This is a genomic window from Pseudomonas sp. IT-P218 (assembly GCF_949767605.1).
Taxonomy (GTDB): Bacteria; Pseudomonadota; Gammaproteobacteria; order Pseudomonadales; family Pseudomonadaceae; genus Aquipseudomonas; species Aquipseudomonas putida_AE.
Genome location: NZ_CATKQQ010000022.1, coordinates 296,556 through 310,567, shown reverse-complemented (window position 1 = coordinate 310,567; position 14,012 = coordinate 296,556). Strand labels below are relative to the sequence as shown.

At 61.2% G+C, this 14,012-nt stretch carries 10 protein-coding genes; 8 read left to right on the top strand and 2 right to left on the bottom strand.

Going from position 1 to position 14,012, the window contains the following annotated elements; all coding sequences use genetic code 11:
- Positions 1-231 precede the first annotated feature (231 nt).
- From ACM6I6_RS15490 to phaR, 6 genes are all read left to right on the top strand, one after another.
- Positions 232-1,854 carry an acyl-CoA synthetase gene (locus ACM6I6_RS15490; protein ID WP_274075345.1) on the top strand — a complete coding sequence of 541 codons (1,623 nt, stop codon included), beginning with the start codon at positions 232-234 and terminating at the stop codon, positions 1,852-1,854.
- 120 nt (positions 1,855-1,974) lie between these two features.
- Positions 1,975-2,301, top strand: coding sequence for a DUF485 domain-containing protein (locus ACM6I6_RS15485; RefSeq protein WP_274075346.1), 327 nt, complete (start codon positions 1,975-1,977; stop codon positions 2,299-2,301).
- The gene (locus ACM6I6_RS15480) at positions 2,301-3,971 is read left to right on the top strand and encodes a cation acetate symporter (protein WP_274075347.1); all 1,671 of its coding nucleotides are present in this window, start codon (positions 2,301-2,303) and stop codon (positions 3,969-3,971) included. The genes ACM6I6_RS15485 and ACM6I6_RS15480 overlap by 1 nt, the downstream gene beginning before the upstream one ends.
- 62 nt (positions 3,972-4,033) lie before the next feature.
- A complete protein-coding gene (locus tag ACM6I6_RS15475) occupies positions 4,034-5,806 on the top strand; it encodes an acyl-CoA dehydrogenase C-terminal domain-containing protein (RefSeq protein ID WP_414920170.1) in 1,773 nt (590 codons plus the stop codon).
- Positions 5,807-5,932: 126 nt separating this feature from the next.
- Complete coding sequence (locus ACM6I6_RS15470; protein ID WP_414920169.1) at positions 5,933-7,201, top strand: OprD family porin; 1,269 nt, start codon at positions 5,933-5,935, stop codon at positions 7,199-7,201.
- 539 nt (positions 7,202-7,740) lie between these two features.
- Positions 7,741-8,289: a polyhydroxyalkanoate synthesis repressor PhaR gene (phaR, locus tag ACM6I6_RS15465; RefSeq protein ID WP_323628204.1), complete on the top strand. Its 549-nt coding sequence runs from the start codon at positions 7,741-7,743 to the stop codon at positions 8,287-8,289.
- 35 nt (positions 8,290-8,324) lie between these two features.
- Here the strand turns inward: phaR and phaP are convergent, their stop codons facing one another.
- Positions 8,325-8,906 carry a TIGR01841 family phasin gene (gene phaP, locus ACM6I6_RS15460; RefSeq protein WP_323607173.1) on the bottom strand — a complete coding sequence of 194 codons (582 nt, stop codon included), beginning with the start codon at positions 8,904-8,906 and terminating at the stop codon, positions 8,325-8,327.
- A 255-nt stretch (positions 8,907-9,161) separates the two neighbouring features.
- Between phaP and ACM6I6_RS15455 the strand changes: the two genes are divergently transcribed.
- Complete coding sequence (locus tag ACM6I6_RS15455) at positions 9,162-10,985, top strand: DUF3141 domain-containing protein (protein ID WP_414920168.1); 1,824 nt, start codon at positions 9,162-9,164, stop codon at positions 10,983-10,985.
- Here ACM6I6_RS15455 and ACM6I6_RS15450 read toward each other — a convergent pair.
- Entirely contained in the window at positions 10,975-12,033 is a 1,059-nt protein-coding gene (locus ACM6I6_RS15450) for an AraC family transcriptional regulator (protein ID WP_414920167.1), read from the bottom strand. The genes ACM6I6_RS15455 and ACM6I6_RS15450 overlap by 11 nt on opposite strands.
- A gap of 273 nt (positions 12,034-12,306) precedes the next feature.
- On the opposite strand from ACM6I6_RS15450, the gene phaC reads away from it, so the two are divergent.
- Entirely contained in the window at positions 12,307-14,010 is a 1,704-nt protein-coding gene (phaC, locus tag ACM6I6_RS15445) for a class I poly(R)-hydroxyalkanoic acid synthase (protein ID WP_414920166.1), read from the top strand.
- Positions 14,011-14,012: the final 2 nt, after the last annotated feature.

Below are 14,012 nucleotides of genomic sequence, written 5' to 3'. Positions count from 1 at the left end.
CCGGTCCACTTCTTCAATAAATCCAAGCATATACCGGCTACGGAAGTCCGGGGGCAAGTGATTTGGTACCGGACTAATTGAATATAGTACATTTACTATATTGCTTAGGTTGTACTTCCATACCAATGGATGAATGTTATATAAAGTAAACCGGACATAAAAAAGGCGACCCCGGCGCGTACACCGCAGGGGCTCCCATAGAGCTAACAATCAGCCACCGAGTACCCGTACATGTCGATCTATGAACAAGGGCTAGGCCCTTCGGCTGTCAACCATATTGCCCTGTCTCCGCTCAGCTTCATCGAGCGCACCGCCAACGTCTACCCGGACTACCCCGCCGTCATCCACGGCTCGATCCGCCGCACCTGGGCGCAGACCTATACCCGTTGTCGGCGCCTGGCCTCGGCTTTGGCCGGGCGCGGTATCGGCAAGGACGACACCGTGGCAGTGATGTTGCCCAATATTCCGGAAATGCTTGAAGTGCACTTCGGCGTGCCGATGATCGGCGCCGTGCTCAACCCGCTCAACGTGCGCCTGGATGCAGAAGCCATCGCCTTCATGCTGCAGCACGGCGAGGCCAAGGTGCTGATTACCGACCGCGAGTTCCACAGCGTGATTCACGCAGCCATCGGCATGCTGGATCACCCGCCCCTGGTGATCGACGTCAATGACCCGGAATACGGCGAAGGCCAGGCCGTCAGCGACCTGGACTACGAAGCGTTGCTGGCCGAAGGTGACCCTGCGTTCGACTGGAAGTGGCCAGTCAATGAATGGCAAGCCATCTCGCTGAACTACACATCCGGCACCACCGGCAACCCCAAGGGCGTGGTTTACCACCACCGCGGCGCGTACCTGAACGCCTTGGGCAACCAGATGACCTGGGCCATGGGCAACCATCCGGTGTACCTCTGGACCCTGCCAATGTTCCATTGCAACGGCTGGTGCTACCCCTGGACCATTACCGCCATGGCCGGTGTGCATGTGTTCCTGCGCCGGGTCGACCCACAGAAAATCCTCACGCTGATCCGCGAGCATCAGGTCACTCACCTGTGCGGCGCGCCCATAGTGCTCAATGCCCTGGTGAACATGCCGGAGTCGGCGAAAGCGGCCATCGATCACCCGGTCAACGCCATGGTCGCCGGTGCCGCACCGCCGGCCAAAGTGATAGGCGCCGTGGAAGAGATGGGCATCCAGGTCACTCACGTCTATGGCCTGACCGAAACCTATGGCCCGGTGACGCTGTGCGCCTGGCATGCCGAATGGGATGAACTGCCCCTGGATGAGCGGGCGCAGATCAAGTCCCGCCAGGGCGTGCGCTACACAACGCTCGAAGGCGTGATGGTCGGCGACTCGACGACGCTGGAGCCCACCCCGCGTGACGGCCAGACCATCGGTGAGATCTTCATGCGCGGCAATACCGTGATGAAGGGCTACCTGAAGAACCCGACCGCCACCGCCGAAGCGTTCGAAGGCGGCTGGTTCCACACCGGCGACCTGGCGGTCTGTCATCCCGATGGTTACGTCGAGATCAAGGACCGGCTCAAGGACATCATCATCTCCGGCGGCGAGAACATCTCCACCATCGAGCTCGAAGGCGTGCTCTACCGGCACCCGGGCGTGATGGAAGCGGCCGTGGTCGCCCGCCCCGATGAGAAATGGGGCGAAACGCCCTGCGCCTTCGTCACCTTGAAGGCCGATCACCAGGACGTTCGCGAAGCCGACATCATCAGTTTCTGTCGCGAACACCTGGCCGGATTCAAGGTGCCGCGTACCGTGATCTTCACCCTGTTGCCGAAGACGTCCACCGGCAAGGTGCAGAAGTACGTGCTGCGCGACCGGGCCAAGGCGCTCTAACCGAAAACCACGTTGTACCCCACGGTGGCAGGTGATTGACCTGCCGCCTCGGGCTCGTGCACGCCGAATACGGCTGCCCGGCCCCCACAGACCGATAACAAGAACAAAGTGGAGCTAGCGATGACCGACATCCATTCAACCGATACGCAACGCTGCGAACGCATTCGCGGCAATCCGAAATTCCTCCAACTGGTGAGTAGCCGGTCGCGCCTGGCCTGGTCGTTGAGCGCCGCCGTGCTGGGCATTTATTACCTGTTCATGCTGATTGTGGCCTTTGCCCCGCAGTGGCTGCATGCGCCGCTTGGGGAACATCGGATGTTGACGCTGGGGATGCCGGTTGGCGCGGCGATCATCGTGTTTTCCTGGTTGTTGACCGGCTGGTACGTGTACAGCGCCAACACCCGCTTCGACGCACTGGGCGCCGCCATTCTCGAGGAGAGCAAGTGATGAACCTGTTCCGTACGCTTGCCCTCGCCGCTGCCGGCCTGTTGCCTGTTTCCGTCGCCATTGCCGCGCCCGCGCTGGGCGCGGTGGAAAAACAACCGCTCAACCTGAATGCCATCGGCATGTTCTTCGTCTTCGTGCTGGGCACGCTGGCCATCACCTGGTGGGCTGCGCGCCAGACCAAGTCCACCTCCGATTTCTATACGGCGGGCGGTGGTATCACCGGGTTCCAGAACGGCCTGGCGATTGCCGGTGACTATATGTCCGCGGCCACCCTGCTGGGGCTTTCCAGCCTGGTGTTTGCCAAGGGCTATGACGGCTTCATCTATACCATCGGTTTCTTCGTCGGCTGGCCGATCATCACCTTCCTGATGGCCGAGCGTCTGCGCAACCTGGGGCGCTATACCTTCGCCGACATCGTTTCCTATCGACTGGATCAGAACAAGGTGCGGATCTTCGCGGCCTTCGGCTCGTTGACCGTGGTGTGCTGCTACCTGATCGTACAGATGGTCGGCGCGGGTCAGTTGATCAAGCTGCTGTTCGGCCTCGACTACCCGGTAGCCGTGGTGATCGTCGGTGCGTTGATGCTGGTCTACGTGATCTTCGGTGGCATGATCGCGACCACCTGGGTACAGATCATCAAGGCCGTGCTGTTGCTGGCCGGCGGCACCACGCTTGCGGTCATGGCGATGTCGCAGTTCGGTTTCAGCTACGAGACCCTGGCCGACAAGGCCGTCCAGGCCCACGCCAGTGGCTGGAACATCATGGGCCCGGGCTCGATGCTCGCCGACCCGATCAACACCGCGTCGATGTCCCTGGGCCTGGTGTTCGGCATCGCCGGCCTGCCGCACATCCTGATGCGTTTTTTCACCGTGCCCAATGCCAAGGAAGCCCGCAAGTCGGTGTTCTATGCTACCGGCTTCATCGGCTTCTTCTTCCTCGTGGTCTGCACCCTCGGTTTTGCCGCCATGGTGATCATCGGTACCGATCCGCAGTACTACGTCAACGGTGAAGTCGGCGGTGCCCTGATCGGCGGCGGCAACATGGTTGCCATGCACCTGGCCAAAGCGGTCGGCGGCAACCTGTTCTTCGGTTTCCTCGCGGCTGTGGCGTTCGCCACCATCCTCGCGGTGGTCTCCGGGCTGGCGCTGGCCGGTGCTTCGGCGATTTCCCACGACCTTTACGCCACCGTGTTCAAGAAAGGCAAGGCCAGCGAGAAACAGGAAATGCGCGTCACGCGCATGGCGACCGTGGGGCTGGGCATCATCGCGATCCTGCTGGGCATTCTGTTCGAGAAGATGAACGTCGCGTTCCTCGTGGGCCTGACCTTCGGTATTGCCGCATCGACCAACTTCCCGGTGCTGATCATGGCCATGTACTGGAAAGGGCTTACAACCAAAGGCGCGATCATCGGCGGCTTTGCCGGTCTGATTTGCGCACTGGTGCTGGTGATCCTGTCGCCTGCGGTCTGGGTCACGGTGCTTGGCAATACCCACGCCATTTTCCCATACGACCACCCTGCCCTGTTCTCCATGCCGCTGGCGTTCCTGGTGATTGTCGTGGTGTCCCGGCTCGACCGCAGCGTGCGCGCCGAGAAGGAACGTGACGCCTACGCCGACCAGTTCGTGCGCGCGCAGACCGGCCTGGGTGCCGCCAGCGCTTCCAGCCATTGATTGCAAGGGCACGGCATTCGCTGCCGTGCCCATCGCACAACCGTCCTTTTGAGGTTCACGTTATGCCCGATTTCAAAGCCCCGCTGCGCGACCTGCGCTTTGTCCTGCATGAAGTCTTTGACGCCCCGGCCCTGTGGGCGCGCCTGCCGGCCCTGGCCGACAGTGTCGACGCCGATACCGCGGACGCCATTCTCGAGGAGGCGGCGAAAGTCACCTCGCAGCTGATTGCGCCCTTGAATCGCAGCGGCGACGAAGAAGGCGCGCAGTGGCATGCGGGTCGTGTCACCACGCCCAGCGGTTTCAAACAGGCCTACGCCACCTACATCGAAGGCGGCTGGGTCGGGCTGTCCGGCAACGCCGGGTTCGGTGGCATGGGCATGCCGAAGATGCTGGCGGTGCAATTCGAAGAGATGCTCTACGGCGCCAACTCGAGTTTTGCGCTGTATTCGGCATTGAGTTCCGGCGCCTGCCTGGCGCTGGATGCCCATGCCAGCGAGACCCTGAAAAACCTCTACCTGCCGCCGATGTATGAAGGCCGCTGGGCCGGTTCCATGTGCCTGACCGAAGCCCACGCCGGCACCGACCTGGGACTGATCCGCACCCGTGCCGAGCCTCGGGCTGACGGCAGCTACCAGATCACCGGCAGCAAGATGTTCATCACCGGCGGCGATCAGGACCTGACCGAGAACATCGTGCACCTGGTGCTGGCCAAACTGCCGGATGCGCCTGCGGGCCCGAAAGGTATTTCGCTGTTTGTCGTGCCCAAAGTGCTGGTCAATGCCGACGGTTCCCTCGGCGCTTCCAACGCAGTGAGTTGCGGCTCGATTGAACACAAGATGGGGATCAAGGCTTCGGCGACCTGCGTGATGAACTTCGACGGCGCCAGCGGCTGGCTGGTCGGCGAGGAGAACAAGGGCCTGGCGGCGATGTTCACCATGATGAATTACGAACGCCTGTCCATCGGCATCCAGGGTATCGGCTGTGCCGAAGCGTCCTACCAGAGCGCCGTGGCGTACGCCCGCGAACGCCTTCAGAGCCGCTCACCCACAGGCGCCATGGCGCCGGGCAAAGCGGCCGACCCGATCATCGTTCACCCCGACGTGCGCCGCATGCTGCTGAGCATGAAGGCCATGACCGAAGGGGGGCGCGCGTTCGCCAGTTATGTCGGGCAACAACTTGACCTGGCGAAATTTTCCGACCATATCGGGGAACGGGAAAGCGCACAGGACCTGGTCGCGCTGCTGACACCGGTGGCCAAGGCATTTTTCACCGATACCGGCCTGGAAAGCTGCATCAACGGTCAGCAGGTGTTCGGCGGCCATGGCTACATTCGTGAGTGGGGCCAGGAACAATTGGTTCGCGATGTGCGCATCGCGCAGATCTACGAAGGCACCAACGGCATCCAGGCGCTGGACCTGCTCGGGCGCAAAGTGCTCGCCGACAAAGGTCTCGCGCTGCGCCAGTTCACCGGCGAGATTCGCCGCTTCGCCGCCCGGCCCGATGCCCCCTATGCCACACAACTGCTCGATGCCGTGCAACGGCTGGAGGACATCAGCGACTGGCTGCAGGATCGGGCCGCCACCAACCGCAACGAAGTCGGCGCCGCCTCGGTGGAGTATCTGCACCTGTTCGGCTACGTCGCCTACGCCTGGCTGTGGGCGCGCATGGCCCAGGTTGCCGGGCAGAAACGCAGCGCGGACGACAGTTTCTACGGCGCGAAAATCGCCACCGCCGACTTCTACATCCACCGCCTGTTGCCACGCATTCTGAGCCTGGAGCAATCCATTCGTGCTGGCAGCGCCTCGCTGTATGGCCTGTCGGCCGAACAGTTCTGACGATTGAACCGCCGCGGCGTCGGCTCCTCTCTTTTGGCGTCGCGGTTTTTACTTCCCGGGCCCTTGCCACCGCGGCAGGGGCTGCTGTGCCCGTCATTTCAAAAATAAAAACCAAGGGGCTTCACCATGGACCGCAGCACTCGTATTCTCGCTACCCGTCTCCTGTTGGCCGGCGGCGTCATCAGCCTCACGGCGCCTGCTTCTGCTGACTTCATCAAGGACAGCAAGGCCAGCCTGGAACTGCGCAACTTTTACTTCAACCGGGATTATCGCCAGGCCAACGCCGCGCAATCCAAACAAGAGGAATGGGCCCAGGGGTTTCTGCTGCGCTATGAATCGGGATTCACTGACGGTTTGATCGGCGTGGGGTTCGATGCGATTGGCCTGCTCGGCGTCAAACTCGATTCGAGCCCCGATCGCGCCGGTTCCGGCCTGCTCAAGCGTCACAGCGACACGCGCAAAGGCGCCCAGGACGAATACGGCGAACTGGGTCTGACCGCCAAACTGCGCGCCTCGAAAAGCACACTGAAACTCGGCACGCTACTGCCGAAACTGCCGACGGTACTGGCCAACGATTCACGCCTGTTGCCACAAACCTTCAAGGGCGGTCAGTTGACCTCGCTCGAACTCGAAGGCCTGACCGTGGATGCCGGTCGCCTGACGCAGGTCAACCAGCGCGACTCCTCGGACTACGAGGACATGGGCATCACCCGCACCGGCGCCAAGGGCATCACGTCCCGCCATGTCACCAGCGACAGCTTCGATTTCGCCAGCCTGAACTACAAGTGGACCGGCAACCTCGCCACCGGCTACGCCTACGGCCATCTCGACAATTTCTACGACCAGCACATGGTCAACCTGACCTACCTGTTGCCGGTGACCACCGGCCAGTCATTGAAGACCGACCTGCGTTACGCCCGTTCTACCGACGATGGCGGCAGCAATGTCGACAACAACGCGATCGGCGCCATGTTCACCTACAGCCTCGGCGGGCATGCTTTCGGCCTGGGCTATCAAGGCATGAGCGGCGACACCGGTTTCGCCTACATCAACGGTGCCGACGCGTTCCTGGTGAACTTCGTGCAGATCGGCGACTTCGCCAGCAAGGACGAAAAGTCCTGGCAGGCACGCTACGACTACAACTTCGCGGCCATGGGCGTGCCAGGCCTGACCTTCATGACCCGCTACCTCACCGGCGACAACATTGACCTGGGCAACAACCGTCCCGAGGGCAAGGAATGGGAGCGCGATACCGACATTGGTTATGTGGTGCAAAGCGGTGCGTTGAAAAACGTCGGCGTGAAATGGCGTAACGCGACGGTTCGCTCGACCAACTTTGGCAGCGACCTGGATGAAAACCGCCTGATCGTCAGCTATACGTTGCCGATCTGGTAAGCCGAAGCAAGATCAAAAGATCGCAGCCTGCGGCAGCTCCTACTGGAAGATACGTAACTACAAATGCACACATTACCCTGTAGGTGCCGGCTTGCCGGCGATGGCGACCTCACAATCTCCCCATCTCCCACGGCCGTACCCGATCCACTCACAACCGACCCATCTCCCACGGCTGTACCCGATCCACTGTAGGAGCTGGCTTGCCAGCGAAGGCGACCTCACAACCAACCCATCTCCCACGGCCGTACCCGATCCACTGTAGGAGCTGGCGTGCCAGCGAAGGCGACCTCACAACCAACCCATCTCCCACGGCTGTACCCGATCCACTGTAGGAGCTGGCTTGCCAGCGAAGGCGACCTCACAACCGACCCATCTCCCACGGCCGTACCCGATCCACTGTAGGAGCTGGCTTGCCAGCGAAAAAACTAAGGGCGCCGCGGGGTGTCAGGCTTCCCGCGTCATCGTTGACCTCCATCGCTGGCAAGCCAGCTCCTACAGTGGATCGGGTACATCCGCGGCGGTGGCCATAGTAGGTTAAGATGCCTGCAAACCTGGCTCGCCACGAGACACCCCGCATGACCGACCCCACACCCCGCCTGATCAAGAAGTACCCCAATCGCCGCCTCTACGACACCCACACCAGCAGCCACCTGACCCTGGCGGACATACGCCAGCTGGTCGTCGATAAAGTCGCGTTCCAGGTGGTGGACGCCAAGAGTGGCGAAGACCTGACCCGCAGCATCCTGCTGCAAGTCATCCTGGAAGCCGAAAGCGGCGGTGAGCCGATCTTCACCAGCGACATGCTGATGGGGATCATCCAGTTCTACGGCCCTTACCAGGGCGTACTCGGCAGCTACCTCGACAAAAGCATCCAGACCGTGATCGACATCCAGTCGCAGACGGGCGCGCAGTCGTCCGAAGCCTGGAGTACCTTCATGCACCAGCAGGCACCGGTGATGCAGGACCTGATGCGCCAGTACGTCGACCAGTCCAAGGCGCTTTACCTGAATACGCAGAACATGTTCGGCCTGTTTGGCGCCAAGCCGACTACCGATGGCAGCGACAAAAAAAATGGCGATGGGGAATAAACCCATCGCCATCGGTGCAGCCTTACTGATTTGACTTACTTGTTACCGTTGGTGGCCTTGTTACTTGCTTGCGGAGCAGCCTTCGCAACAGCGTCCGCAGCGGCGGCGGAGGCGCTGTCAAAATTACCCTGAGCGGCCTCTGTCGCCTGTTTTGCGGTTTTTTGCGCGCTTTCAAACACCGTACCGGCATTCGCCAGGCCCGATTTGAATGCCGCCACCACAGGCTCGGAACCGGCCGGTGCGTTCTTGCTGATCTCTTCTACAAATTCCTGAACCTGCGCAGTACCCGCCTCGACCTGATTCGACGTCAATTGGGCGATGTCCGAATGGGTGCCCACGATCAGAGCCTGCACCTGACGGTTGAACTCGGCCAGGCGTTCGGTCTGTGCGTTCGGCTGGCTGAAAGATGCCTGCAAATCGGCGAAGCCCTGGGGATCGCGAACAGCCAGCAGTTTGCGCACACCTTCGAATTGCTCTTCGGTGGATTCACGCAGTGCCTTGAACTGCAACTGGCTCAGCTGCTCAACGCTGGCGAAGACTTTGCCGCTGATCTGCTGCAAAAGATCGAGGTTGGCTTTCTGAACGGTTTGCAGTTTTTCCGGGTTGAAAAAAGACATGCTTGAACTCCTGGTACTGAAAGGCCCGAAGGGACCTGAGGACGCGACAGCGATCCGGCAGTCATCGCGCTGGACTTCATATTGCAGCGCACAAAAAAGTTTGGCAATGCTTATTTTGTGCAGTGCAAAATAAACCTTGCCCACCCCACGCCTGTTAGCGCTAGACTCCTCAACTCAGACGGCCGAGTACCAAAGCCCGCTTAATCGACGAGCCTGGCAACGACCGTTCCCCGTGTAAGGCATCAGGAGATCATGATGGGTCAGGAAGAAATTACCGCGCCGCACAATAAACCGTTTTGCACCGTTGCGGGTCCGTTCGACCACCTCAATCATCTGCAGCGCCTCAATGCCCGCAACATCCGCGACGCCATGCACAAACGCCATGCAACGACCTATGCAGCCTCGAGCCTTGGGCAACTCAGGCAACCCAGTGCCGCTGACTGGCAGGAGTACCTCACGGACCTCGGCCAGCGCAGCGTATTGTTCTGGGATACCTTGCGGCAGCGCGGCGACAACTCGCTGGCCCACGAACGCGCCGGGTATCCGTTGCTGTTGAAGTTCGATCATCAGACCCTGGTCGACGGCATGGACCTGCCGCGTCCGGTCAACTACTCGCTGCTGCAGATTCTCCCGGGGCCCTTGCAACCGGTCGACAGCCAGCAGCGGCCAGTGATCATCATCGACCCCCGTGGCGGCCACGGCGCCGGCATTGGTGGATTCAAACAGGATTCGGTCATCGGCGAGAGCCTGCGCGCCGGTCACCCCACCTACTTCATCGCCTTCAGCCATGCCCCTGCACCCGGGCAGACGCTGGCGGACATCGTCAGCGCCCAGGCGCGATTTATCGAAGTGGTCAGTGAGCGCCATCCACACAGCGCCAAACCCGTGGTAATCGGCAATTGCCAGGCAGGCTGGGCGCTGATGGGCCTGGCGGCGGACCGGCCGGAGTTGCCGGGCCTGATCATCGTCAACGGCGCGCCGTTGTCATACTGGGCTGGCGTCAACGGGCGCAATCCGCTGCGCTACACCGGCGGTCTGCTGGGCGGTGGCTGGATGGCGCGCCTGGGCAGCGACCTGGGCAATGACCGTTTCGATGGCACCTGGCTGGTGAGCAATTTCGAGAACCTCGACCCGGCCAATGCCTGGTGGGGCAAGTATTACCACCTGTTCAGTGAAGTCGACAGCGAAGCGCCCCGGTTTCTCGACTTCGAGCGTTGGTGGGGCAGCCCGACCCTGCTCAATGGCGAGGAGATCGAGATGATCGTCGACGACCTGTTCATCGGCAATCGCTTGTCCGGCGGCCCCGGACGCAAGAGCAACGGGCTCGATCTCAAGCGCATAGAAGTCCCGGTGGTGGTGTTTTGTTCCTATGGTGACAACATCACCTCACCGCAACAGGCCCTCGACTGGATCGCCGACGTCTACCCCAGCGATCTGGCATTACACAGCGCCGGGCGCACTATCGTGTATCTGCGCCATGCCAGCATCGGTCACCTGGGTATCTTCGTTTCCGGCGAAGTGGCGCGGCGCGAGCACCGTCAGTTGCTGGGCGCGGTCGAGACCATCAATGCGCTGCCGGCCGGGCTGTATGAAATGCTGATCGATGACGTGCCGCAAGACGCGCAAGCCCCCTACTCCGTGCGCTTCGAAAGCCGACGCATAGCCGACATCCATGGCGACGTTGCGCCGCAGCGCGATGACGATCGCGAATTCGCCCTGGTCGATCGCGCGTCCGCGATCAACAACAGCCTGTATGACGGCTTTGTCCGGCCATGGTTACGTCAGCTGATCAACGAGCCCACTGCCGAACTGTTGCGCAAGGCCCATCCCTTCCAGCAACAGCAGGTGCTGTGGAGCAGCGCCAACCCGGGGCTGGGGTGGCTGGCCGATAGCGCCGCGCAGGTGCGCCATGATCGTCAGCCCGCCAGCCCGGACAACCCGTTGCTGGCCTGGCAGGCGTTGTTTTCCAAGCAGGTCCACGATGCCATGGACGGCTACCGCGATGTGCGCGATGCGGCTCAGGAACTGTGTTTCTATGGTGTGTATGGCGCGCTCGGCAGCCTGCAGTTCAAGCATTGACGAGCACTACCTGAGGGTGAGAGGTGAGCGGCACAGCACATGACTCATCGGCGCGATACTGGCCGGGGGTCATGCCAAACCAGCGGCTGCACGCCTTGTTGAAACTGCTGTGGTCATGAAAACCAAGGAGATACGCGACATTCTTCATGTTGAAGTGAGAATGGCGCAGGTAGAAGTCGGCCAACTCTCGTCGTACCAGGTTCTGCACGTCCTTGAATTGCGTGCCGTCCTTTTCCAGTGCGCGTTGCAGCGTTCGTTTGCTGATGTTCATGGCGCCGGAGATCGACTCCATGTCGCATTGTCCCTGGCCATGACTCAAGCGCTCGGTGATCAGTGCACGGAGCCTGCCGACGATGGAAGAACCGGACAACAGGTCCAGCTGCGCCTCGGCAAAGCTGTCATGCAGCACCGCCAGCGCCTCGTTGGCCATGCTCAGTGGCCGCAGGATCTCCTGGCCGTCGAACAGGATGCTGTCGTAGGCCGAGCCGAATTGCAGGTCGCAACCGAACAGGCGTCGATGCTCCGAGGTGTCCGCAGGTTCCGGATAGCTGAATTCCACACTCAAGGGTTGCGGCAGCTTGCCGTCTCCCAGCCAACGGCAAAAACCCAGCAGGGACGCCAACCCCGCATCCACATATTGGCGTGGCTTGATCGAGCCCGGTTGTTGGTGATCGAGGGAGGCCAGGCGGAAATGCTCCTGTTCCGGGACGAAAAAAAGGCTGAAGCCGGTGCCGATCAACGGACTGAAGCGCACCAGGCGTTCAAGTGCCAGTTTAAGGTTGAGGCTCGACATCATCGTGTAGCCGACGATCTGAAAGGTGCCGGGATGGAAATGCCCATAGGCCTTGAGGCCGATGTCCGGATCCCCTGCGGCTTGCGCGGCCAGTTGCCACAGGCGATAGAGCACCCTTCTCTCGCACCGCGCCCCGGGCGTGTGGGTGAGTTCCAGGTCCAACCCGGCTTCCCGGCACAGGCTGGCGACATCCAGCCCCTCGGCCGAGAGCGTAGTGACCAGTACGTTGGCGTAGCCTGAACTCATTCTGAACATGGCGTCCTCGATGACGACTGAAAGCGGACATCCTGCCCGGAGCACGACTGATTGCGGCTTGGTGAATACTGAGTGTCCGCTCATTTTGAAGTATTGATACAGGTTTGGTTTATCGGTGTTTTGCGCTGCATCCGACCGGTGACCGGGCGTGGCACCGTTGGACACCGAACAGTCACCCCGCAACACTTCCGCAACGCCCGCCAATGCCCAACACTCCGCTTCTTGCAGCGCAAAACAATACTGCCCGTTCTTCCTCTGCGGGCAAGGAGCTCCATGGACAACAACACGCAAAACTTCAACACTTTCTGGTCTGGCCAGGTCCCGTTCGTCGCCTCCTTTGCAGTGCAACAATTACGCCTCTGGGTCAGCAGCAATCCCTGGTTTACCGGGCAGCCGTACAACGACTGGTTCGACTTGCCCCGGGAAACCCTGGACAGCCTTCAGTCCGACTATCAAGCGCAATGGGCCGGACTCGGCCAGCAGCTGCTGACCGGACAGCCGTTCACCTTCGATGATCGACGTTTCGCCAGCGGCAACTGGAGCACTCCACTGTTTGGCTCCCTCGCCGCGTTCTACCTGCTCAACGCCGGTTTTTTGCTCAAACTGCTCGACCAGTTGCCGATCAAGGACAAAAAACCGCGCCAGCGCCTGCTGTATCTGGTGGAGCAAGCCATTGCCGCCGGCGCGCCCAGCAACTTTCTGGCGAGCAATCCCGATGCCCTGCAGCGCGTCGTCGATACCCGCGGTGGCAGCCTGCTCACGGGCCTGTTGCACCTGGCGAGCGACCTGCAGGAAGGCAAGATGCGCCAGTGCGACAGCGGTGCCTTCAAGGTCGGTGAAGAACTGGCCAACACCCCTGGAGAAGTCGTATTCGAAAATGAACTGTTCCAGCTGATCCAGTACCACCCGCAAACCGATACCCAGTATCAACGCCCTGTTTTCATCGTGCCGCCGTCCATCAACAAGTACTACATCCTCGACCTTCGCCCGGACAACTCGATGGTGCGCCATCTGTTGCAGCAAGGTCATCCGGTGTTCCTGATGTCGTGGCGCAACTTCGACCAGGCCCACGCCGGCACCACCTGGGATGACCTGATCGAGAGCGGCATCATCAAAGGCCTGCAGGTGACCCGCGAAATCAGCGGCCAGCAGCGCCTCAACTGCGTGGGGTTCTGCATCGGCGGCACCCTGCTGAGTACGGCGCTGGCGGTCCTGGCGGCACGTGGCGACAAGGCCATCGCCAGCGTGAGCCTGTTGACCACCTTCCTCGATTACCTCGACACCGGTCCCATCGACATCTTCGTCGACGAACAACTGGTGGCCCACCGCGAACGCACCATCGGCGGAATCGACGGCCCCATCGGCTTGTTCAAGGGCGAGGACATGGGCAACACCTTCTCACTGCTGCGCCCCAACGATCTGTGGTGGAACTACAACGTCGACAAGTACCTCAAGGGCCAGAAACCGAACGCGCTGGACCTGCTGTTCTGGAACAACGACAGCACCAACCTGCCGGGGCCGATGTACTGCTGGTACCTGCGCCACACCTATTTGCAGAACGACCTGAAATCCGGCGAACTGGACTGCTGCGGGGTGAAGCTGGACCTGCGCGCCATCGATGCGCCGGCCTACATCCTCGCCACCCATGACGACCACATCGTGCCCTGGAAGAGCGCTTATGCCAGCACCGGGTTGCTCAGCGGCAGCAAACGCTTCGTTCTCGGCGCCTCGGGGCATATCGCCGGGGTGATCAACCCACCCGCCAGGGAAAAGCGCCACTACTGGACCAACGATCACCTGACGCCAGACCCGGACACCTGGTTCAACAATGCCGAGCAGCATTCCGGTAGCTGGTGGAATGACTGGTTCACCTGGCTGGCCGAGCATGCCGGAGAACGCGAAGCATCGGTACCGAGCGCCGGCAATGCGCAATACCCGGCGCTGGAACCGGCACCGGGGCGGTATGTGATGCAATGAGC